Annotated in this window: 5 protein-coding genes; 3 read left to right on the forward strand and 2 right to left on the reverse strand. The window is 76.0% G+C overall.

Annotated features, from left to right (window positions below; genetic code table 11):
* The first annotated feature begins 65 nt into the window (after positions 1-65).
* Positions 66-647, forward strand: coding sequence for a hypothetical protein (locus Ani05nite_RS22000; protein ID WP_203770926.1), 582 nt, complete (start codon positions 66-68; stop codon positions 645-647).
* Here Ani05nite_RS22000 and Ani05nite_RS22005 read toward each other — a convergent pair.
* Both Ani05nite_RS22005 and Ani05nite_RS22010 read right to left on the reverse strand, forming a co-directional pair.
* A complete protein-coding gene (locus Ani05nite_RS22005; RefSeq protein ID WP_203770928.1) occupies positions 644-1,738 on the reverse strand; it encodes an ATP-binding protein in 1,095 nt (364 codons plus the stop codon). The two genes, Ani05nite_RS22000 and Ani05nite_RS22005, sit on opposite strands and share 4 nt — an antisense overlap.
* A complete protein-coding gene (locus Ani05nite_RS22010; protein WP_203770930.1) occupies positions 1,735-2,394 on the reverse strand; it encodes a response regulator transcription factor in 660 nt (219 codons plus the stop codon). Before Ani05nite_RS22010 ends, Ani05nite_RS22005 begins: the two co-directional genes overlap by 4 nt.
* Before the next feature lie 132 nt (positions 2,395-2,526).
* Here Ani05nite_RS22010 and Ani05nite_RS22015 point away from each other — a divergent pair, with 132 nt between their 5' ends.
* Positions 2,527-3,516, forward strand: coding sequence for a S1 family peptidase (locus Ani05nite_RS22015; RefSeq protein WP_203770932.1), 990 nt, complete (start codon positions 2,527-2,529; stop codon positions 3,514-3,516).
* Between the two features lie 95 nt (positions 3,517-3,611).
* Positions 3,612-24,506 (forward strand): non-ribosomal peptide synthetase, encoded by a 20,895-nt coding sequence (locus Ani05nite_RS22020; RefSeq protein WP_203770934.1) that lies wholly within the window; start codon positions 3,612-3,614, stop codon positions 24,504-24,506.
* Positions 24,507-24,512: the final 6 nt, after the last annotated feature.

The following is a 24,512-nucleotide window of genomic DNA, read 5'->3' on the forward strand; positions in this document are numbered from 1 at the left end:
ATCCGCACCTTCGACCGGGAGCCAGCCCGGTAGGCGCGGCGGCCGGCCCGGACGAGCCTGTACGCATGACGACTTCCCTGATCTCCCGTCCCCGGCCGCGCGTGCGGATCGGGGGCCGGGCGCTCTACTGTGCCGCCCTGCTGCCACTGGCTGTCGCGGCGCTGCTCGCTGTGCCGCTCGGACGGGCCCGCGCCGCCGCGGGCTGGTGGCTGCGGCTGCGCTCCCGACTGCTGGGGCCCCTGCCGCCGGGCGGGGCCGGTGTCGCGGGGCGGCCCGGGCGAGCCGGTGGGCTGGTCGTCGCCGGCCATGCCGTGCTGAGCCTGCTGCTCGGCGCCGTCGCGCTGCTGCCGTTCGGGGCGCTGCTGGCGTTCGTGTTCCGCGGCGTCTGCTATGGCCTGGTGGATCCCGGCCCGTACGACACCTCCTGGGGCGGGCCGAGCCGGGCCGGCGCGTGGGCGGCGCACTTCCTGGTCGGGCTGCCGATGGCGGCGGTGGCGCTGCTGCTGCTGGCCGGCCTGGCCGCGCTGCACGGCCGGTTGTCGGGCGTGCTCGCCGGGCAGCGGCCCGCCCGGTGGGTGTTCGCGGTGGCGCTCACGGTGCCCCTGCCCGCGGTGGCGCTCTTCGTCGCCTGGCTGCATCAGATCTAGCCGGGTCCGGCCGCCGTGGGGAAGGAGACCTCGATGCGCAGGCCGTCGTGACCGGTGGACGACGCCGCGATGATGCCGTCGTGCGCGCGGGTGATCGAGCGGGCGATGGCCAGCCCGAGGCCGGCGCCCCCGCCGTGGTGGACGCGGGCGCCGGAGAGCCGGCGGAACGGCTCGAAGAGGCCGGCCACCGCGTCGCGGGGCACGTCGTCGCCGGTGTTCGTGACGACCAGGGCGGGGTCGTCGCCGACCTGGACGTCGATGGTGCCGTCCGGCCGGTTGTAGCGCACGGCGTTCTGCACCAGGTTGCTGACCAGGCGTTCCAGCAGCACCCGTTCGCCCGGCACGAGGCGCGGGCGCAGCGTGCTGGTGATCGTGAGGCCGGCCTCGGCGGCCCGGTCGCGCTGGGCGTCGAGCACCTCGGCGACGATGAGGTCGAGCCGCAGCGGCGTGCGCGACAGCAGGCCGCGGTCGCTCTCGGCGAGCACGAGCAGGCCCTCGATCAGGCGCTCGTTGCGTTCGTTGGTCTCCAGCAGCTGGCCGGCGAGCAGGGCGAGCTGATCCTCGGTGCGGGCGCCGGCCAGGCCCACCTCGATCAGCGTGCGCTGGACCGCGAGCGGGGTGCGCAGCTCGTGGGAGGCGTCGGCGGCGAAGCGGCGCTGGGCCTCGTAGCCCACGGCGATGCGATCCATCATGTCGTCGATCGTGCGGCCGAGCAGGGCCAGCTCGTCGCGGCCGGCCCCGGGCCGCAGCCGGTGACCCAGGTTCTGCGGCCCGACGTTCGCGATCACCGGGACCAGCTCCCGGACCGGGCGCAGGCACCACCGCACGGCCAACGGACACACCGCCAGGAAGGCCAGCAGCACCGGGGCCAGCGCGAGGGCGGTCACCACGTTCGGGCGCCGGTAGATCTGGGCGCAGGCGAACGAGGTCCCGGCGTCGGGCGCCGGCGGCATGCCCAGCTCGCACCAGGACGGCCCGAACTCCCGCCAGAGCGCGAGCACGTAGCCGGCGAGGGGGGGCGCGAGCTGCGCCACGACCAGGATGATCCCGCAGAGCAGCAGGATGCGGCGGGCCGGTGAGGGCGACCTCATGGCCCGAGCCGGTAGCCGGCCCGCAGCACCGTGTGGATCACCGGCGGGTCGCCCAGCTTGCGGCGCAGGGTCATGACCGTGGTGCGGACGGTGTTGGTGAACGGGTCGGCGTTCTCGTCCCACGCCTGCTCCAGCAGGTCCTCGGCGCTGACCACGCGGCCGTCGGCGCGCATCAGCACGTGCAGGACGGCGTACTCCTTGGGCGACAGCGACAGGGTCAGGCCGTCGCGGGTGGCGGTGTGCCGGCTCACGTCCAGCACGATGCCGGCCCGCTCCAGCACCGGCGGCACCGCCGGGGCCGAGCGCCGGGACAGCGCCTGCAGCCGCGCGACGAGCTCGGCGAAGGCGAACGGCTTGGTCAGGTAGTCGTCGGCGCCCAGGCCCAGGCCCTCGACGCGGTCGCGGATCCCGGCGGCGGCGGTCAGCAGGAGCACCCGGGTGCCGAGCCCGGCGGCGGTGATCTGCCGGCACACCTCGTCGCCGGTGCTGCCCGGCATGTCCCGGTCGAGGACGGCCACGTCGTAGCGGTTGACGCCGAGTTTCTCCCAGGCGGTGTCGCCGTCGTAGACCACGTCGACGGCCATGGACAACCGCCGCAGCCCCTCGGCCACCATGTCGGCCAGGACCCGCTCGTCGTCCGCGACCAGCACCCGCACCGCTACGCCTCCTCACCGTTCGCTCGTCGCGGCCGTCTGCGGCCGCCCGCCAGGCTGACACAGCGCCGATAAAGACCGCATAAGGACGGCGCCGACGTCCTCCGGACGGATCCCTGCGCAGCATGGCATCCCATGAGATCTGCCCGTCGCCGGCTGGCCGCCACCCTGCTGGCCGCGGCGCTGACCGTCGCACCCGGCGGCGCCCGGCCGGCCTCCGCCATCGCGCACGGCGAGGACGTCAGCGCCGGCCGTTACCGGTTCGCGGTGCTGCTCAGCATGACCGGCCTGCCCACCGCCGGCCCGGGCACCCGCGACAGCTCCTGCTCCGGCGCCCTGGTCGCGCCCCGCTGGGTGATCACCGCGGGGCACTGCTTCCGCACCGCTGACGGCCGCCGGGTGAGCCGTACCGTGGCGGCCCGTACCACCGCCACGGTCGGGCGCGCGGACCTGACCACCCGGGAGGGTCACGTGGCCGAGGTCGTCGCCGTACGCCAGGCGGACGGGGCCGACGTGGCGCTGGCCGAGCTCGGCGTCGCGGTCACCGACATCGCGCCGCTGCGGGTCGGCGCCGCCCCACCGCGGACCGGCGAAGTCGTCCGGCTGACCGGGTACGGGCTGACCGACGGGCACACGCCGGCGACCCGGCTGCGGACGGGGCAGTTCATCGTCGGCCGGGTGGGCGACGCGCTCGTGGAGACCTCGGGCCGGGCGCCGCGCGCCGACACCAGCCCGTGCCCGCACGACTCCGGCGGGCCGTACTTCCGGCAGCGGCGGGACGGGGTCGCCGTCCTGGTCGCCGTGGTCAGCGCCGGGCCGTCGTGCCCCCACCGCGGGCCGGACCTCGGCGCCCGTATCGATGGTCTGGCCCCGTGGATCGCCGTCACGACCGGCGGGCCGGGGGGAGCTTCGCCCGCCCGCGACCTGATCGGCTACGGCCCGGTCGTCTTCGTCGCGCTGGCCGCCGTTCTGCTGCCCGCCCTGCTCCTGCGGCGGCGACGAGCCGGCTCGCGACGGCAGTCGGCGGGGCCGGCCGGAGTGGCCTGCCGGCCTTCGTCGAGCCGGCCGGTGCGGGTTTCGGACCCGGCGTCGACCTCCTTCTCCCACCGGCGGGGCCGGCCGTGAGTCCGGGAGGACGGGGCTATAGAGGTTAGGCTAACCTAAGCTCGCGTCGACGGCGCGCGCCCGGGTGGGCGTCCACATCGGAGGGTGCGAGACAGATGACGGCAGGGCTGCAGGACGTCGAGGAGCTGCTCGCGCGGTGGAACAACCACTCCCGGCCGGAAACCACCTCGACGGCGGTCGCCGACTTCGTCGCCCAGGCCCGCCGTACCCCCGATGCCCTGGCCCTGGTGGCCGGGGCCACCCGGCTGACCTACCGGGAGCTCAGCGGCCGGGTCTTCGCCGTCGCCCGGCACCTGCGCGAGCGCGGCGTCCGGGCCGAGGACGTGGTCGGCATCGGCATGCCGCGCTCGGCCGAGATGGTCATCGCCGTGCTCGGCGTCATGGTCGCCGGCGGCGCCTTCGTGCCGGTCGATCCGGCCTGGCCCGCCCGGCGCCGCCAGCAGGTGCTGGCCGAGGCGCGGGCCCGGATCGTGCTGACCGAGCTGCCTCCGGGCGCGGCCGAGGCGCCCGAGGTGCCGATCGCGCCCGGCCAGCTGGCCTACGTCATCTTCACCTCCGGCTCGACCGGCACGCCGAAGGGCGCGATGATCCGGCACGAGGCGATCGCCGAGCGGCTGCGCTGGCAGGCCGAGCACGTCCTGCGCTTCGGCCCGGGCGACGCGTCGCTGTTCAAGGCGCCGCTGTCGTTCGACATCGGCGTCAACGAGATCCTGCTGCCGCTGGTCTCCGGCGGCTACGTGGTGGTGGCCGAGCCCGGCGGCGAACGCGACCCGCAGTACCTGCTCGACCTGATCGCCGCCGAGGGCGTGACGTTCGTCTACCTGGTCTCCTCCATGCTCGACGGGCTGCTGCACCTGGCGCACGGCACCCACCTGCTGGACGGGCTCAAGCACGTGTGGTGCGGCGGCGAGGTGCTCACCCCGGAGCTGTTCGACCGGTTCCGCGCGCAGCTCGGCACCACGCTGTACCACGGCTACGGCCCCGCCGAGGCGACCATCGGCGTCTCGCACGTGATCTACCGGGACGCGGCCGAGCGGATCGCCACCTCGATCGGCCGGCCCAACCCGCACACCCAGCTCTACGTCCTCGACGACGACCTCGCCCCGGTCGGCGTCGGCGTCACCGGCGAGCTCTACGCCGCGGGCTTTCTGCTCGGCCGCGGCTACGTCAACGCGCCCGCGCAGACCGGCGCCCGCTTCGTGGCCAACCCGTTCGGCGAGCCCGGCGCGCGGATGTACCGCACCGGCGACCTGGCGCGCTGGCACGCCGACGGCACGCTCGAGTTCGTCGGCCGGGCCGACCACCAGGTCAAGATCCGCGGGATGCGGCTGGAGCTGGAGGAGGTCGAGGCCGCGGTCGCGGCCCACCCCGCGGTGCGCCAGGCCGCCGTGGTCGTGCACGACCGGCACCTGATCGGGTACGCCGTCACGGCCGCCCCCGCCACGGGCGACGAGCTGCGCGCCTGGTGCGCCGGCCGGCTCCCGGAGTACATGGTCCCGTCGGCGTTCGTGCTGCTGGACGCGTTCCCGCTGACCCCGAACGGCAAGGTGGACCGCCGCGCCCTGCCCGCGCCCGGACCGGCCGGACCGGCCTCCCGGGCACCCCGCAACGCCACCGAGGCCGCCCTCTGCGACGTGTTCGCGGGTGTGCTGGGCCTGGCCGCGGTCGGCGCGGAGGACGATTTCTTCGCCCTCGGCGGGGACAGCATCGTGGCGATCGGCGCCGTCCGGGCCGCCCGCCGGGCCGGTCTCACCCTGCGCGCCCGCGACCTGTTCGCCCACCCGACCCCGGCCGCGCTCGCGCTGGTGGTGTCGGCCGCCGCCGAGCCGGGGGCCGCGACCGTGGAGCCGACCGGGCCGGTGCCGCCGACGCCGATCGTGGCCTGGCTGGACGAGGTCGGCTCGGCCACCGACGGGTTCTTCCAGGCCGTCACGCTGCGGACGCCCGCCGACCTGACCGAGGCCCGGCTGCGTGCGCTGGTGGACGGGTTGCTGGCCGCGCACGACGTGCTGCGGGCCCGGCTCGACGGCGCGGTGCTGACGATCCCCCCGGCCGCACCGGTCGACGTGCTCACCGTCGACGCCGGTTTCGAGGCCACCGTGGCCCGGCTGAGCACGGAACGGATGATCGCCGTGGACTGGGCGCCGGTGGAGAACCGCCTCGTCGTGGCGGTCCACCACGTCGTCGTGGACGGGGTGTCGCTGCGCGTGCTGGCCGAGGACCTGCGCACCGGGCTACCCGTCGCGCCCGCGCCGACCTCCTACCGGCAGTGGGCCACTGCACTGTCCGCGATGGACTTCAGCGCCGACGAGGCGCACTGGGCCGCGGTCGCCGCGGAGCCGGTCGCCCTGCTGGGGAGCCGCGCGCTGGACCCGGCCCGGGACACCGTCGCCACCGAGGAGACGCTGACCGTCACGCTGCCGGCCGAACTCACCGAGCGACTGCTGAGCGCCGTGCCCGCGGCCATCCACGGCGGCGTCAACGACGCGCTCGTGGCCGCGCTCGTGCTGGCGCTCTCCCCGGACGCGCCGCTACTGCTGGAGCTGGAGGGGCACGGGCGCGAGGAGGACGTCGTCGACCTCGACCTGTCCCGCACCGTCGGCTGGTTCACCACGCTCTTCCCGGTCCGGCTGGACGTCACCGGCCTGCCGGTCGCGGCCGCGGTCAAGGCGGTCAAGGAGCAACTGCGCGCGGTGCCCGCCAACGGCCTGTCCTACGGCGCCCTGCGGTACCTGGCGCCCCGGCCGGAACTCGCGGTGCAGCCGCAGGTGCTCTTCAACTATCTGGGCCGGTTCGGTGCGGGTGAGGACGTGGCCGAGCGGCGTGACCCGCGCATGCCGTTGCCCCGGGCGCTGGAACTCAACGCGGTCGCCCTCGACACCGGGCTCGCCGCCACTTTCAGCTGGGCCTCCGGCGTGCTCACCCGGGCGCGGGTCGAGGAGCTCGCCGGTCGCTGGGTCGAGCTGCTCACCGCGATCGCCGCCGACCCGGCCGTGACCGGGCACACCCCGTCGGACTTCCCCCTGGCCGGCCTGAGCCAGTCCGATGTGGACGCGCTCGGGCCGGACGTGACCGACGTGCTGCCGCTGACCCCGCTGCAGGCGGGCCTCTACTTCCACGCCACCTACGCGCCCGGCGCCGACCCGTACGTGGTGCAGCAGCTCGTCGAGCTGGCCGGGCCGCTGGACGGCGACCGGCTGCGCCGCGCGGCCGGGGAGCTGTTCGACCGCCACCCGAACCTGGGCGCCGCGTTCCGCCCGGTCGGCGACGGCGAGGTGCTGGCCGTGCTCGGCGCGCGCCCCGAGCTGCCGTGGCGGCTGGTGGTCACCGACGACGTGGAGGCCGTGGCCGCCGCCGAGCGCGCCGAGCCGTTCGACCTGGCCCGCCCGCCGGCCCTGCGGTACGCGCTGGTCCGGCTGGCCGCCGACCGGCACGTGCTCGTGCAGACCGTGCACCACATCGTCGCCGACGGCTGGTCCGTCCCGCTCCTCCTCAACGACCTGCTCGCTCGCTACGCCGGCCAGGCCCTGCCGCCGGCCCCCGCCTTCCGCGACTTCCTGGCCCGCCGCGGCGCCGGCGACCCGGAGGCGTACGCCCGCCTGCTCGCCGGCCTGGACGAGCCGACCCTGCTGGCCCCCGGCGCCGCCGGCCCGGCCGCCCGGGTCTCCGCGACCGTCGACGGCACCGGCCTCCGGGCCGTCGCCCGCACGTACGGCATCACCGTCGGCAACGTCCTCGCCGCCGCCTGGGGTGTGCTGCTGGGCCGCGTCACCGGGCGCACCGACGTCGTGTTCGGGCACACGGTCTCGGGTCGCGGCCTCGACCTGCCCGGCATCGAGGCGATCGCCGGCCTGCTCATCAACACGGTGCCCGCCCGGGTCCGCTGGTCAACCGCCGACCGCCTCGCTGACGTGCTGCGCGGCTTCGCGGCGGCCCAGCGGGAGGTGGTCGAGCACGAGCAGACCGCGCTGGCCGACGTGCAGCGCCGGATCGGCCGGCCCGAGCTGTTCGACACCCTCGTGGTGGTCGAGAACTATCCGGCGGCCGCCGCGCCCGCCGGCGGTGACCTGCGGGTCGCCGGGATGCGCGTGATCGAGGCGCCGCACTACCCGGTGACGCTGATGGTCAAGCCGGGCGACGCCGTCGCCGTCGACCTCGTCCACCGGCTCGATCCGGAGACCGCCGAGCTGCTGCTGGAGCAGTACGTCCGGGTGCTGGCCGCGATCGCCGCCGACGCGTCCCGGCCGGTCGCCGCGCTCGACCTGCTCTCCGGGGAGCAGCGGGCCGCCGCGCTCGCCCGGGGCCGGGGCGCGCCCGCGCTGACCGGCGCCGGCGTGCCCGAGATGATCGCGGCCGTCGACCCCTCCCGAACCGCCGTGCGCGGCGGCGCGGTGGAACTGACCTACGGCGAGCTGTGGTCGCGCGCCGGGGCGGTGGCGGGCGCCCTGCACGCCGCCGGGGTACGCCGCGGCGACGTCGTCGCGGTCGCCACCCGGCGGACCGCCGAGCTGCCGGTCGCGCTGCTCGGCGTGCTGCGCGCCGGCGCCGCGTACCTGCCCGTGGACCCGGGGTATCCGGCCGCCCGCATCGAGTTCATGCTGGAGGACGCCGCGCCCGCCGGCGTGCTCGTGGACGACGCGAGCGCCCGGACCCTGCCGCCGCACGACCGGCCGACCGTCCGGCTCCGGACCGCGCGCGGTGACGCGCCGGCGGTAACGATCGAGGGGTCCGACGCGGCGTCGGTGGTCTACACGTCCGGCTCCACCGGGCGGCCCAAGGCCGTCGTCGGCACCCACGCCGGCCTGGCCAACCGCCTGGCCTGGGCCCGCGACGCCTGGGACGGCCCGGTGCGGGTGGCCAAGAGCTCGATGAGCTTCATCGACGGCACCACCGAGCTGCTCGGCGGCCTGGTCGCGGGGGCCACCGTGGTGATCGCCGACGAGACCGCGGCGGCCGACGGCGCGGCCCTGGCCCGGCTGGTCGCCGAGTCCGGCGCCACCCAGCTGCTCGCCGTGCCGAGCCTGGCCGCCGCGCTGGCCGAGACCGCGCCGGAGCGGGTCCGCGGCCTGCGGCGCTGGATCACCAGCGGCGAGGCCCTGGACGCGGGCACCGTCGCCGCGCTGCGGGCGGCCTCGCCCGGCGCCACGATCGTCAACTCCTACGGCGCGTCCGAGAACACCGGCGACGTGCTGGCCGGCGCGGTCCGGCCCGGGGAGACGGTCACCCTGGGCCGGGCAGTCCCGGGGGTACGGGTCCACCTGCTCGACGCCACCCTCGCCCCGGTCGCCCCGGGCGCGGTGGGCGAGATCTACGTCGGCGGCGTCCAGCTGGCCCGCGGCTATCTGGGCCAGGGCGGCGCCACCGCGGCCCGGTTCGTGGCCGACCCGTTCATCCCTGGCGAGCGGCTCTACCGCACCGGCGACCTGGGCCGCTGGCTCGGCGACGCGGTGGAGTTCCGCGGGCGCAACGACGACCAGGTCAAGGTCAACGGCCACCGGGTGGAGCTGGCCGAGGTGGAGGCGGCACTGCTGCGCCGCCTGGGCGTCCGCGAGGCGGTGGCGGTGGCGCGGGACGGCAAGAGCCTGCACTCCTATGTGGTCGGGGAGCGCCTCGACCCGCCGGGCCTGCTCGCGACCCTGCGGCAGGAGCTGCCCGCGTACCTGGTGCCGGCGACGGTGACCGTGCTGGCCGCCGTACCGCTGCTGCCCAACGGCAAGCGGGACCGCCGCGCCCTGCCGGACCCGGCCGTGGCCGTGGCCACGCCGCCGCGCACCGCCCGGGAGGCGCTGGTCTGCGCGCGGTTCGCGGCCGTGCTCGGCGTCGCGTCGGTCGGCGTGCACGACGACTTCTTCGCCGCCGGCGGGGACAGCATCACCGCCATCCGGCTGGTCAACCTGCTCGCCCGGGACGGGATCGCGGTGTCCACCCAGGACGTCTTCCGCGCCCGGACGGCCGCGGCGATCGCCGCGGCCGGCCAGCAGCCGGCCGCCGAGCCGGAGGCGACCACCGCCGCCGAGGTCTGGGAGCTGTCGCCGCTGCAGCAGGGCGTCTACTACCAGGCCACCTTCGCCGAGGGCGCGAGCACCTACATCGCGCAGAACGTCTTCGACCTGGACCGGCGCATTGACGTGCCGGCGCTGGAGCTGGCGTTCGCGGCGCTGCTCGACCGGCACCCGACCCTGCGGGTGAGCTTCACCGGCGACCCGCGCCCGCGGCAGGTCGTGCACCCGAGCGTGCCCGCGGCCGTCACCGTGCGCGACGGCGACCCCGAGCTGATCGCCGCCGAGGACCGCGAGCGCCCGTTCGACCTGGACACGCCGCCGCTGCTGCGGCTCACCGTGGTCCGCCGCCCCGACGGCACCGACCGGCTGCTGCTGACCTGCCACTTCCTGCTCTGGGACGGCTGGTCGCGGGAGCTGGTGCTGCGCGAGCTGTTCGCCCTGTACGACTCGCGCGGCGAGCACGGCGCGCTGCCGCTGGACGGCCCCCGCTTCACCGACTACCTGGCGTGGATCGCCGCGCGCGACACCGCCGCCTCGGCCGCCGCCTGGACGGCCGCGCTGGGCGAGCCGACCATCGTGGTCCCGGAGGCCGTGGGCCGCGAGCCGATGGTCTCCGACCGGATCCTCGCCGCGCTGCCCACCGCGGTGACCACCCGGCTGCACGAGCAGGCGCGCCGGGCCGGCGTCACGCTCAACGCGGTGCTGACCGTCGCGCTCGGCCTGGTGCTGGGGCACCGCACCGGCCGGACCGACGTCACCTTCGGCACCACCGTCGCCGGGCGCCCCACCGACCTGCCCGGCATCGAGAACGTCATCGGCCTGTTCCTCAACACCGTGCCCGCCCGGGTCGCGGCCACCCCCGGCACGCCCGTCGCCGAGCTGGCCCGCCGGGCCCAGCGGGACCGGCTCGACCTGGCGCCGCACGAGTACCTGGGCCTGGGCGACATCCAGCGCGCGGCCGGCCACGACCAGCTCTTCGACACCCTGTACGTGCTGCAGAACTTCCTCGCCGACGACACGTTCGCCGAGCTGGAGGCCGCGCAGGGGATCGTCGACGTCGCGTACACCGACACCACGCACTACCCGCTGACCTGGGTGCTCACCCCGGACGCGAACCTGCGGATCAAGCTGGAGTACCGCCCGGACGTCATCACCGCGGCCACCGCGAAGTCCATGGTGGACGATCTGACCCGCGTGCTGCGGGCGCTGGCGGACGACCTCTCCGTCGCGGCCGGTGCGGTGCCGCTGGACGCCGCGACCAGCCGGGGCCGGGGCGCCGATGTCCCGGACGTCACCATCGCGGAGATGCTGGCGGCGCAGGCCCGGAGGACCCCGACGGCGGTCGCGCTCGTCGCGGGCGAGCGGCGCCTGACCTACGCGGAGCTGGACGCGCGGATCGACGCGGTCGCGCGGGGGCTGGTCGCCCGGGGCGCGGGCCCGGAGCGGATCGTCGCGCTGGCCCTGCCCCGCGGGGTCGACATGGTGGTGGCGCTGTTCGCGGTGCTGCGGGCCGGGGCGGCGTACCTGCCGCTGGATCGGGACCTGCCGGCCGAGCGGCGACAGCAGATGATCGACGACGCCGCGCCGCTGCTGGTGCTGACCTCGCTGGACGGCCTCGCGCAGGACGACGGCCCGGCCACCCATCCCGACTTCGCCGGCAACCGGCTGGACCGGCCCGCGTACGTCATCTACACCTCGGGCTCCACCGGGCGGCCCAAGGGGGTCGTGACGCCGTACCGGGGGCTGACCAACATGCAGCTCAACCACCGGGCCGAGATCTTCGGCCCGACCGTGGCGCGGGCCCGGGCGGCCGGGGTCGAACGGCTGCGGATCGCGCACACGGTCAGCTTCTCCTTCGACATGTCCTGGGAGGAGCTGCTCTGGCTGGTCGAGGGGCACGAGGTGCACGTCTGCGACGAGGAGCTGCGGCGGGACGCCACCGCGCTGGTCGCGTACTGCCACGCGCACGCCATCGACGTGATCAACGTGACGCCGACGTACGCGCACCACCTCTTCGCCGAGGGCCTGCTCGACGGGCACCGGATGTGGCTGGTGCTGCTGGGCGGCGAGGCCGTCACCGAGGCGGTCTGGTCCCGGCTCGGCGACCCGGCCGGCCCCACCGGCTACAACCTGTACGGCCCCACCGAGTACACGATCAACACCCTGGGCGCCGGTACGGGCGACAGCACCACCCCCACCGTCGGCCGGCCCATTCTCAACACCGTCGGTCACGTCCTGGACAGCTGGCTCCGCCCGGTCCCGCCCGGCGTGGTCGGGGAGCTGTACATCGAGGGCGCCGGCCTGGCCCGCGGCTACCTGCACGCGCCCGGCCTCACCGCCGCCCGCTTCGTCGCCGGCCCGGGCGGCACCCGGCTCTACCGCACCGGCGACCTGGTGCGCGAACGCCCGGACGGCAACCTGGACTTCCTCGGCCGCACCGACGACCAGGTGAAGATCCGCGGCTACCGGATCGAGCCGGGCGAGGTGGAGTCCGCGGTCGTGGCCGTGCCGGGCGTCCGCCAGGCCGCCGTGCTGGCCCGGGACGGCAAGCTGGTCGCCTACCTGGTCGGCGCGGTGGAGCCCGCCCTGGTGAAGTCGGCGCTGACCGAGCGCCTGCCGTCCTACCTGGTCCCCTCGTTGTACGCCGTCGTGGACGCCCTGCCGCTGACCGTCAACGGCAAGCTGGACACCGCCGCGCTGCCGCCGGGCGCTCCGGTCATGGCGGCCGTCCGCGGCCCGCGCGACGAGCGCGAGGCCCTGCTCTGCGGCATCTACGCCGACGTGCTCGACCTGCCCGAGGTCGGCCTCGACGACGACTTCTTCGCCATCGGCGGCGACAGCATCTCCTCGATCGCGGTCGCCGGCCGGGCCCGCAAGGCCGGCCTGCACGTCACCCCGCGCGACGTGTTCCGCCGCCGTACGGTCCAGGCGCTCGCCGCCGGCCTGCCCGCGACCACGGTGGCCGTAGCGGCCGACAGCGGCCTCGGCGACGTGCCGCTCACCCCGATGCTCGCCGAGACGGTGCGGTCCGCCACGCCGCTGACCCACTTCTACCAGTCGATGGCCTGGCACACGCCGGCCGCGCTGACCCGCGCCCAGCTCGAGACGATCCTGCAGGCCCTGCTGGACCGGCACGACCTGCTCCGGGCGAGCTTCGACGGCACCCTGCACGTGCCCGCGCCCGGCCTGCGCGCCGGGGGCCTGTTCGCACCCGACGAGACCGAGGCGGTCCGCCGGCTGGACCCCGCCCGCGGGATCATGCTGCAGGCCGTCTGGACCGGCCGCCGGCTGACGCTGGTCATCCACCACCTGGTGATCGACGGCGTCTCCTGGCGGATCATCACCGGCGACCTGGCCCGGGCGTGGACCGACGTGTCCGCCGGCCGCCCGGTCACCCTCGACGAGGTGGGCGCGTCCTTCCGCACCTTCGCCGCCGCCGGGGCCGACCATGCCGGGGAGGCCGCCTTCTGGCGCGCCACGCTGGCCGAGCCCGGCCCGGACCTCGGCGACCGGCCGGTGGACCCGGCGGTCGACACCGCCGCCACGGTCCGCTCGGTCACCGTCAGCCTGCCCGCCGAGGTGGCCGTCCCGCTGCTGACCACCGTGCCCGCCGCGATGTTCGGCGGCGTCAACGACGTGCTGCTCACCGCTCTGGCCGTCGCCGTCAACCGCTGGCGCGACGCCGACGGGCCGGTGCTGGTCAGCCTGGAGGGCCACGGCCGCACCGGCGAGCTGGACCTGTCCCGCACGGTCGGCTGGTTCACCGCGATCCACCCGGTGCGGCTCGACCCCGGCCCGGCCGGCGACATCGCCGCCGCCGCCCGGGCGGTCAAGGAACAGCTGCGCGCGGTGCCGGCCGGCGGCATCGGGTACGGCCACCTGCGCTGGCTGCACGAGGAGGATCTGGGTCCGGCGCCGCAGATCCTCTTCAACTACCTGGGCCGCTTCGGCGCCGGGGACGGCGGCGACTGGAGTCCCGCCGCGCCGCTGCGCGAGGGCGTGGACCCGGCCAACCCGGCGATGCCGCTGGAGATCAACGCGCACACCACCGGGGACGTCTTCACCGCCACCCTGTCCTGGCCCGCCGGCCTGCTCACGGAGGAGCGGGTCGTCGCGCTGGGCGAACAGTGGCTGGCCGCGCTGCGCGAGCTGGCCACGGCCGACGTCGGCGGGCACACCCCGGCGGACTTCCCGCTGGTCACGCTGACCCAGGACGACGTGGACGCGTTCGCCGACGCCGCCGACGTGCTGCCGCTGCTGCCGCTGCAGGAGGGCATGTACTTCCACGCGGTGACCGCCGAGGTCGACACCTACGCGGTGCAGCAGATCGCCGAGCTGACCGGCGAGGTCGACCCGGCCCGCCTGCGCCGCGCGGTCGAGGCCGCGGTACGCCGCCACGACGCGCTGCGCGCCTCCTTCCGCGAGCTGCGCGACGGGCGGATCGTGCAGGTCGTCGCGGCCGACGTGCAGGTGCCGTGGCGCGAGTACGCCGCCGACGGCCCGGAGCGGCTGGCCGAGATCGCGGCGGCCGAGCTGGCCCAGCCGTTCGACCTGGCCCACCCGCCCGTGCTGCGGTACGCGCTGGTCTCGCTGAGCGCCACCGAGCACCGGCTGATCGAGACGATGCACCACATCCTGGCCGACGGCTGGTCGTACCCGCTGGTGTTCTCCGATGTCGTGGCCGCGTACCACGGCCGGGAGCTGCCGGCCCCGGCCGTGACGTTCCGCGACCACGTCGAGTCCGTCGTCACCCGCGACCGGGACGCCGCGCGCGCCGCCTGGGCCACCGCGCTGGCCGGTGTCGAGCCGACCACGCTGTACCCGGACATCACCACGGTCTCGCGCCACGACAGCGCCTTCGCCACCTTCACCCGGACCCGCGAGCTGGCCGAGGTGGCCCGGGCGCACGGCGTCACCGTGAGCACGCTCGTGCACGGCGCGTGGGGCCTGCTGCTCGGCCGCCTGCTGGGCCGCGACCGGGTGGTGTTCGGCTCGACGGTCTCCGGACGCGGCGGCGCGCTGCCCGGGGTGGAGTCCGTCGTCGGCCTGCTGATCAACACCGTGCCGGTGCCGATGGCCTGGCGGCCGGACGAGCCGCTGGCCGCCGTGCTGCGCCGCCTGCAGGAGCAGCAGACCGACGTGCTCGACGTGCAGCAGGTCGGGCTGGCCGAGCTGAACCGGCTGGCCGGGGTCCGCGAGCTGTTCGACTCGATGGTGGTGGTGGAGAACTTCCCGGCGGTCGCCGGCGGCGATCCGGACGGACTCGGCGTACGCGGCTTCACCGGCACCGATTCGCCGCACTATCCCGTGTCGCTGGTGGCGTTCCCGGGGGAGACCCTGACGCTGGAGATCAAGTACGACGTCGGCGCCCCGGGCGCGCAGCGGCTCGCCGGCCTGGTGCACCGGATCCTGGACCAGTTCGCCGACGGCCTGGACCGCCCGGTGTCCACCCTGGACCTGGGCGCCGTGGTGAGCGACGGCCAGGCCCTGGAGGTCGGCGACAGCACGCTCGATCTGGTGCTGGACCGGCCGGACGCCGTCGCGGTGACCGCGGGGGACACCACCCTGACCTACGCCGAGCTGGAGGCGCGGTCGAACCGGCTCGCGCACGAGCTGATCGCCCGGGGCGTGCGGCCGGAGTCCCGGGTCGCGGTCACCCTGCCCCGCGGCGCCGACCTGGTCGTGGCGCTGCTGGCGGTGGTCAAGGCCGGCGGCTGCTACGTGCCGGTGGACCCCGGCGCCCCGGCCGCCCGGCAGCAGTACATCCTCGGCGACGCGGCGCCGGTCTGCCGGATCGGCGCGGGCGGCCTGCCCGTCGACGCCCCGGGCCGCCCGGACACCCGGCCGGTCGTGGCGCTGGCCGGCGCCAACGCCGCCTACGTCATCTACACCTCCGGCTCGACCGGCCGGCCCAAGGGCGTGGTCGTGACGCACCGGGACGTGCTGGCGCTGTTCGCCGCCGCCGAGCGGCACTTCGCCTTCGGCGCGGACGACGTGTGGACCATGTTCCACTCGTACGCGTTCGACTTCTCGGTCTGGGAGCTGTGGGGCCCGCTGCTGCACGGTGGCCGGCTCGTCGTCGTCCCGCACGACGTGGCCCGTGACCCGCAACGCTTCCGGGCGTTGCTGGGCACCGAGGGCGTCACGGTGCTCAGCCAGACGCCGTCCGCGTTCTACCCGCTGATCGAGGCGGACGCGGCCGAGCCGGACCGGCTGCCGCTGCGGTACGTCGTCTTCGGCGGCGAGGCCCTGGACCTGTCCCGCCTCACCGCCTGGTACGCCCGTAACACCACCCCGCAGCTGGTCAACATGTACGGCATCACCGAGACCACCGTGCACGTCTCCTTCCGGGCCCTGCGCCCGGACGACGTGACCGGGCCCAGCGTCATCGGCGCCGCCCTGCCCGGCCTGACCGTGCACCTGCTTGACGCCTACCTGCAGCCGGTGCCCGAGGGCGTGACCGGCGAGATGTACGTGGCCGGCGCGCAGCTGGCCCGCGGCTACCTGGACCGGCCGGCGCTGACCGCGTCGCGGTTCGTGGCCAACCCGTTCGGGTCCGGCCGGCTCTACCGCTCCGGCGACCTGGCCCGCCGGGAGCACGGCGAGCTGGTCTACCTCGGCCGCTCGGACCACCAGGTGAAGGTTCGCGGCTACCGGATCGAGCCGGGCGAGATCACCGCGGCCCTGCTGGCCCTGGGCGGCGTCTCGGACGCGACGGTGACCGTGCGCGACGGCAAGCTGGTCGGCTACCTGGTCGCCCGGGCCGGGACCCGCCCCGACGTCGACGCCGTCCGCGCCCACCTCGCCACCGTGCTGCCCGACTACATGGTCCCAGCGGCGTTCGTGACGCTGGACGCGCTGCCCCTGACCGTCAACGGCAAGCTCGACCGGGACGCGCTGCCGGCACCCGTCGTCGCCGTCGCCGAGATGAAAGAGGATGAGCCACCTGCGGTCACCGCGCTGCGCGGGCTGTTCGCCGAGGTGCTGGGGGTCCCGGTGCCGGCCGACGGCGACTTCTTCGCGCTGGGCGGCGACAGCATCGTGGCCATCCAGCTGGTCAACCGGGCCAAGCGCAGCGGCGTACGGATCTCTCCCCGCGACGTCTTCCTCAAGCGCACGCCCGCCGCGCTGGCCGCGACCGGGGCCGCGCCGGCCCCGGTGGCGGCGCCGAGCGACGGTATCGGCGAGGTGGCGCTGCTGCCGATCGTGCACCGGCTGGCCGAGCTGGGCGGCGACATCAACCGCGTGCACCAGTCCGACCTGCTGCGCACCCCGCCGGGGGCGACCGCGGCCCGGCTGCAACGGGCGCTGGACGCCCTGGTGGAACGGCACGACGCGGTGCGCCTGCGGCTGAGCCGCCCGGCGCCCTGGCTGTGGTCGCAGGAGATCACCGCGACCGGCCGGGTGGCGCTGACCACAGTGGACGGCGTCGACCCGGACGTCATCAAGCAGGCGGCCGAGGAGGCCGTCGCGCGACTCGACCCGGACGCCGGACGCGTGCTGGAGGCGGTCTTCTTCGACGCCGGTCCGCAGGCCCAGGGCCGGCTGCTGCTGGTCGCCCACCATCTGGTGGTCGACGGCGTCTCCTGGTCCATCCTCACCGAGGATCTGCGCCAGGCGTACGAGGGTCGTGCCCTCGACCCGGTCGGCACCTCGCTGCGGACGTTCGCCCGGCAACTCACCGAGGAGGCCGGCAGCGCGTCCCGGCTGGCCGAGTTCCCGCGCTGGCAGCAGGTCCTCGCCCCCGGCGGCGAGCTGGTGCCGGGCGCGCCGGCGGCCGGGCCGGTCCGCGACCACGAGCTGCGCGTGCCGGTGGACCCGGCCCTGCTCGGCGGGGACGTGACCGGCAAGCTGCTCGCCGCGCTGCACACCGCGGTCAACCGCTGGCGGGGCGCCGAGGCCGACCTCGTGATCGACCTGGAACGGCACGGCCGCGAGCCGATCGGCGACGCGGATCTGTCCCGTACCGTCGGCTGGTTCACCGCGATCTCCCCGGTCCGGCTGCCCGCGACGGCCCCCGCGGACGACGGCCTCGGCTTCGGCCTGCTGCGCTACGTCAACCCGCGCTCGGCCGCCGCGCTGGCCCGGCTCGGCGCCCCGCAGGTGCTCTTCAACTACCTGGGCCGCTTCACCGAAGACACCACGGACTGGTCCCCGGCCGACGAGGACATCCGGGTACGGACCGAGGCCGGGACGCCGTACCTGTTGGAGGTGAACGTCTGGATCCGCGGCCGGGAGCTGCACGCGGTCCTCACCTACGCCGACGAGGGCCTCGGGCTGGACGCCACCCGGACGATCGCCGACGGCTGGGCGGCGGCGCTGGCGCCGGCCGAGCAGCAGTGGCCGCTGTCGCCGTTGCAGGACGGCCTGTTCTTCCAGGCCAAGCTGGCCGGGGCGGCCGACGTCTACGTCGCACAGAACGCCTTCGACGTCGGCTACCGGCTCGACGTGCCCGCGCTGGAACGCGCCTTCGCGGCCGTGCTGGCGGCTCATCCGGCGACCCGGCTGGGCTTCACCGACGAGGGCCGGGACAAGGCGGTCGCGATCCTGGGCACCGAGGTCCCGGCGGTCGTCGAGGTCGTCGAGGCCGGCCCGGACCGGCTCGACGAGATCATGGCGGCCGACCGGGCCCGCCCGTTCGACCTGGCGCGACCGCCGCTGGCCCGGCTCACCGTGGTCCGGCTGCCCGGCGGCCGGGACCGCCTGCTGTTCACCTACCACCTGCTGCTCTGGGACGGCTGGTCCCGCGAGCTGGTGCTGCGCGACCTGTTCGGCGCGTACGCGGGCCGTCCCGTCGCGCCGCGCAAGGCCGCCTTCACCGACTACCTCGACTGGCTGAGGGAGCAGGACACCGCGGCCTCGGCCCGCGCCTGGGCGGACCGGCTCGGCGAGCCGACCATCCTGTACCCGGCCGCCGCGGGCACCCGGCCGGTGCTGGCCACCAGCCTCGCCCTGCGGCTCACCGAGGCGCAGACGGCCCGGCTCACCGAGCAGGCCCGGGCCGCCGGGGTCACCCTCAACGCCGTGCTGAGCACCGCCCTGGGCATCGTGCTGAGCCACGCGTCCGGGCGCGCCGAGGCCACCTTCGGCACCACCGTCGCCGGGCGGCCCACCGAGCTGGACGGCATCGACGAGGTGGTCGGCGTCTTCCTCAACACCGTCCCGCAGCGGGTCACCCTGGCCGCCGGCGAGCCGGTGCGCGACGTGCTGCGGCGGGTGCAGGCCGAGCGGATCGACCTGATGGCCCACGAGTACGTCGGCCTGGGCGACATCCAGCGCGCGGCCGGCCGCGGCCCACTCTTCGACAACCTGTACGTGCTGCAGAACTTCCTCGGCGACGACACGTTCACCGACCTGGAGACCGAACACGGCATCGTCGGCGTCGAGGCTGTGGACGCCACCCACTACCCGCTCACCTGGGTCGCCACCCCCGGGCGGGAGCTGCGGATCCGGCTGGAGTATCGCTCGGACGTGGTGCCCGAGGCGGAGGCCCGGGCGCTGCTCGCGCGGCTCGGCCGGGTGCTGCGCACGCTGGACACCGACGCCGCGGTCGCCGCCGTGCCGCTGCCGGTGCCGCCGCCGCAGCTCGGCCGGGTCGCGGAGATCCCCGACCTGACCATCGCCGAGATGCTGGCCGAGCAGGCCCTCCGGACGCCGGCCCAGGCCGCGCTGACCCACGACGGGGTCACGCTGAGCTACGCCGAGCTGGACGGGCGGGTCAGCGCGGTGGCCCGCGGCCTGCGGTCGCTGGGGGCCGGCCCGGAGACGATCATCGGCCTGGCCCTGCCGCGCGGGGTCGACATGGTGGTGGCGCTGTTCGCGGTGCTGCGGGCCGGGGCGGCGTACCTGCCGCTGGATCGGGACCTGCCGGCCGAACGGCGACAGGACATGATCGACGACGCCCGGCCGCTGCTGGTGCTGGAGTCGCTGGCCGGGCTCTACGCCGAGGTCGGCGAGCCGTGGCTGGCCGACTTCGCGCCGGGCACACCCGGGCGGCTGGACCGGCCCGCGTACGTCATCTACACCTCCGGCTCGACCGGGCGGCCCAAGGGGGTCGTGACGCCGTACCGGGGGCTGACCAACATGCAGCTCAACCACCGCGAGGCGATCTTCGCGCCGACGGTCGAGGCGGCCGGCGGCCGGGTGCTCACCATCGCGCACACGGTCAGCTTCTCCTTCGACATGTCCTGGGAGGAGCTGCTCTGGCTGGTCGAGGGCCACCACGTGCACGTCGCCGACGAGGAGCTGCGCCGCGACGGCCGGGCCCTGGTCGCCTACTGCGCCGAGCACCGGGTGGACGTGGTCAACCTGACCCCGACGTACGCGCAGGCCCTGCTCGACGAGGGCCTGCTGGCCGGCGACCACCGCCCGTGCCTGGTGCTGCTCGGCGGCGAGGCCGTCTCCGAGAAGCTCTGGACGGCGCTGCGTGACACCGAGGGCGTGGCCGGCTACAACCTCTACGGGCCGACCGAATACACCATCAACACCCTGGGCGCCGGTACGGGTGACAGCGCCACCGCCACCGTCGGCAAGCCGATCTGGAACACCGTCGGCTACGTCCTGGACGGCTGGCTGCGCCCGGTCCCGCCCGGGGTGGCGGGGGAGCTCTACATCGCCGGCGCCGGACTGGCCCGCGGCTACCTGAACCGGCCCGGCCTGACCGCCGCGCGGTTCGTCGCCGGCCCCGGCGGCACCCGGCTCTACCGCACCGGCGACGTGGTGCGCGAACGCCCGGACGGCAACCTGGACTTCCTCGGCCGCACCGACGACCAGGTGAAGATCCGCGGCTACCGGATCGAGCTGGGCGAGGTGGAGACGGCCGTGTCCGCGGTGCCCGGCGTCCGCCGGTCGGCTGTGCTGGCCCGCGACGGCGCGCTGCACGCCTACCTGGTCGGATCCGTGGCGCCGGCGGCGGTGCGGTCCGCGTTGCGCGAGCGCCTCCCGTCGTACCTGGTCCCGTCGTTGTACGCCGTCGTGGACAGCCTGCCGCTGACCGTCAACGGCAAGCTCGACACCGCCGCGCTGCCCCCGACCGCCCCGGTGGCCACCGGCTCCCGGCCGCCCGCCGACGACCGGGAACGCCGGCTCTGCGCGCTCTTCGCCGAGGTGCTGGGGCTGCCGTCGTTCGGCGTCGAGGACGACTTCTTCGACGCCGGCGGGCACTCGCTGACCGCGCTGCGGCTGCTCGGCCGGGTGCGCGCCGAGCTGGGCGGGGACCTGTCGCTGCGGGCGCTGTTCGATGCCCGTACCCCGGAACGGCTGGCCCGGGCCACCGCCGGCCCGGCACGGGCCGCCGTCACCGCGCGGCCCCGACCGGACGTGCTGCCGCTCTCGCCGGCCCAGCAGCGGCTCTGGCTGCTCGACCAGCTCGACCCCGGCTCCAGCGCCTACCACTACCCGCTGGTGGTCCGCCTGGCCGGCCCGGTCGACGTGCCCACGCTGTCCCGGGCGCTGGCGGACGTGGTGGCCCGGCACGAGGTGCTGCGCACGCTGATCTCCGGCTCGGCGCAGCGCATCACCGAACCGCCGGCGAGCCTGCCGGTGCTGACCGGCGTCGCGGTGGCCGAGCTGGTCGCCCGGCCCTTCGACCTGGCCGCCGACCTGCCGATCCGGGCGGCCGTCGTGGACGAGGGCGACAGCACGGTGCTGGCGCTGGTCCTGCACCACATCGCGATGGACGAGTGGTCGGACGGCCCGCTGCTGCGCGACCTGAGCACCGCCTACCTGGCCCGCCGGGCCGGCCGTCCGCCCGCCTTCACCCCGTTGCCCGTGCAGTACGCCGACTACGCGCTGTCCCTTGAGGACGACCCGGCCGACCTGGACTTCTGGCGGACCGCGCTGCACGGGCTGCCGGACGAGATCACCCTGCCGGCCGACGCCCCGCGCGGCCCGGGACGCCGGACGGCCGGGCTGGTCCGCGCCACCCTGCCCGCCGGCCTGATCGACCCGCTGCGGGAGATCGCCCGCGGCGAGTCGGCCAGCCTCTTCATGGCCCTGCACGCCACCCTGGCCGTGCTGCTGTCCCGGCACGGCGCCGGCGCCGACGTGCCGATCGGCAGCCCCACCTCCGGGCGGGGGGACGCCGCGCTGGACGACCTGGTCGGCTTCTTCGTCAACACCGTCGTGCTGCGCGCCGACCTGAGCGGCGCGCCCACCTTCGCCGAGCTGCTGCGCCGGGTGCGCGCCGCCGACCTGGCCGCGTTCGAGCACGCCGGGGTGCCGTTCCAGCAGATGGTGGAGCTGGTCAACCCGCCTCGGGCGGCCGGGCGCAACCCGCTGTTCCAGGTGATGATCGGCTACTTCCACCGGCCGGCGGACGGTGGCCCGGTGCTGGGGCTGCCGGTGCTGGCCGCGCCGGACGTGCCGGCCGAGCCGAAGGTCGACCTGAACGTCACCTTCGTCGACGGCGGTGCGGACGGGGTCGAGGTCACCTGCGAGTACGACGCCGGCCGCTTCCGGGCCGGGACCGCCCAGCGGCTGCTGGAGCGGCTCACCGCGCTGCTGGCCGCCTTCGCCGCCGGTCCCGGGGTCCCCGTGACCGACGCGGACCTGCTCACCGAGGACGACCGCCGCGACCTGGCCCTGGCCGCCCCGGCCGCCCCGGCCGCCCCGGCCGGTCCCTGGTTTGCCGCGCTCTCCCGTCACCACGGCGAGGCCCTCGTCGCCGACGGGGTGAGCTGGAGCTACGCCGAGCTGGACCGGGCCTCCGACGCCCTGGCCGCCCTGCTGATGGCGCGCGGCATCGGCCCGGAGAGCCTCGTCGGCATCCACCTGCCCCGCTCGGCCGGCCTGGTCGTCGCGGTGCTGGGCGTGGCCAAGGCCGGCGCGGCGTACCTGCCGCTCGACCCGGCGTTCCCCGCCGCGCGGCTCGCCATCATGGTCGAGGACGCCCAACCGGCCGCGGTGATCGGCGCCACCGACCTCGCCGGGGTGCCGACGATCCGGTTGGCCGAGGCGGTGCCCGCTCCCGCGCCGCCCGTGTCGATCCGGCCGGAGCACGCCGCGTACGTCATCTACACCTCCGGCTCGACCGGCCGGCCCAAGGGCGTCGTGGTGACCCACCGCGACCTGGCGGCGTTCCTGGCCGCCGTGCCGCTGGCCGGCGACGACCGGCTGCTCGCGGTCACCACCTTGTCGTTCGACATCTCGGTGCTGGAGCTGATGGGCCCGCTGCTGGCCGGCGGCACCGTCGTGCTGGCCTCGCCGGAGCAGGTCCGCGACCCGCTGTTGCTGGCCACGCTGCTGCGCGAGCAGCGGGTCACCGCGATGCAGGCGACCCCGTCGCTCTGGGCCGCCCTGCTGGAATCCTCCGATGTGGACCTGTCCGGGGTGCGGGCGCTGGTCGGTGGCGAGGCGCTGCCCGCCCCGCTGGCAGCGGACCTGGTCGCCCGGACCGCCGCGGTGGTCAACCTGTACGGCCCCACCGAGGTCACCGTGTGGGCCACCCGCGACGACGTGACGGCGGACTGGGCCGGCTCCATCGGGCGCCCGCTGCCCGGCACCGCCGCGTACGTGCTCGACGAGCGGCTCCAGCCGGTGCCGCCGGGCGTGGTGGGGGAGCTGTACCTGGGTGGCGCCCAGGTGGCCCGGGGCTATCTGGGCCGTCCGGGGCTGACCGCGTCCCGCTTCGTCGCCGCGGCCGGCGGGCAGCGGCTCTACCGCACCGGCGACCTGGTCGTGCTCCGGGACGGCCGGCTGGTCTACCTGGGCCGCACCGACCACCAGGTGAAGGTGCGCGGCTTCCGGATCGAGCCGGGCGAGATCGAGGCGGTGGCGCTGGCCCACCCGGACGTGACCCGCGCCGTGGTGGTGGCCCGCGGCGACCGGCTGGTGGCGTACCTGACGACGACCACCGGCGCGGCGCCGGCCGGGCTGTGGGACGACGCGCTGCCCGGCTACCTGGTGCCGGCCGTGACGCACGTCCTGGACGCGGTGCCGCTGACCCCCAACGGCAAGGTGGACCGGGCCGCGCTGCCGGAGCCGGCCGTCACCGCCACCGGCACCACGCCCCGGTCCCGGACCGAGGCGGCGGTCGCCCGCATCGCCGCCGAGGTGCTCGGCGTGCCCGAGGTCGGCGTGCACGACGACTTCTTCGCGCTCGGGGCCCACTCGCTGCTGCTGGTCCGGCTGGCCACCGCGCTGCGCCGGGAGCTGGGGGCGGACGTGCCGGTGGCCCGGCTCTTCACCGCCCCCACGGTCGCCGGGGTGGCCCGGCTACTGGCCGGCGACGCGCCGGCCGGCGACGCCCTGGCCGCGGTGCTCACCCTGCACCCCGGCGGGGACCGGCCGCCGCTGTTCTGCCTGGCCCCGGCGAGCGGCCTGAGCTGGCAGTTCGCCGGCCTGAAGCGGCACCTGCCGGGCGTACCGCTGATCGGCCTGCAGTTCCCGCCGCTCTCCGGCGGCGAGCTGCCGTCGTCGCTCACGGCGCTGGCCGAGGCCCACGCCGGGCGGATCGCCGCGCGGCAGCCGACCGGGCCGATCCGGCTGCTGGGCTGGTCGTTCGGCGGGGCGCTGGCGCTGTGCGTGGCCGCCGCGCTGACCGCGCGCGGCCGTACCGTCGCGTTCGTGGGAATGCTCGACGCCCGCCGCGATGCGGCCCGGGGCCCGTCGACGGTCGCGGCCCTGCTCACCGAGATGGGGTACGCCGTCAGCGACCCCGACCTCACGGTGCCGGAAGCCGTCGGCTTCGTCCGCGCGGCCGGCGGCAGCGTGGCGGCGCTGACCGAGGAGCAGATCGGGCTGGTGCTGGAGAGCTACCTGGCCGCGGACCGGCTGCTGGCGGCGGCGGAGTATCCGGCCTACGCCGGCGAGGTCTTCTTCGTCGAGGCGACCGTGCCGGAGCAGGGGTTCAGCGGCCCGGCGGCGCCGGCCTGGCGGCCGCTGACCGGCCGGATGGAGGTGCACGAGCTGGCGGTGGCCCACTCCGAGCTGCTGGACCCGGCGACCCTGGAAGTGCTGGGGCCGCTGCTGGCCGAGCGACTCGGGTAGCCGGGC

This window comes from Actinoplanes nipponensis (genome assembly GCF_016862275.1).
GTDB lineage: Bacteria > Actinomycetota > Actinomycetes > Mycobacteriales > Micromonosporaceae > Actinoplanes > Actinoplanes nipponensis.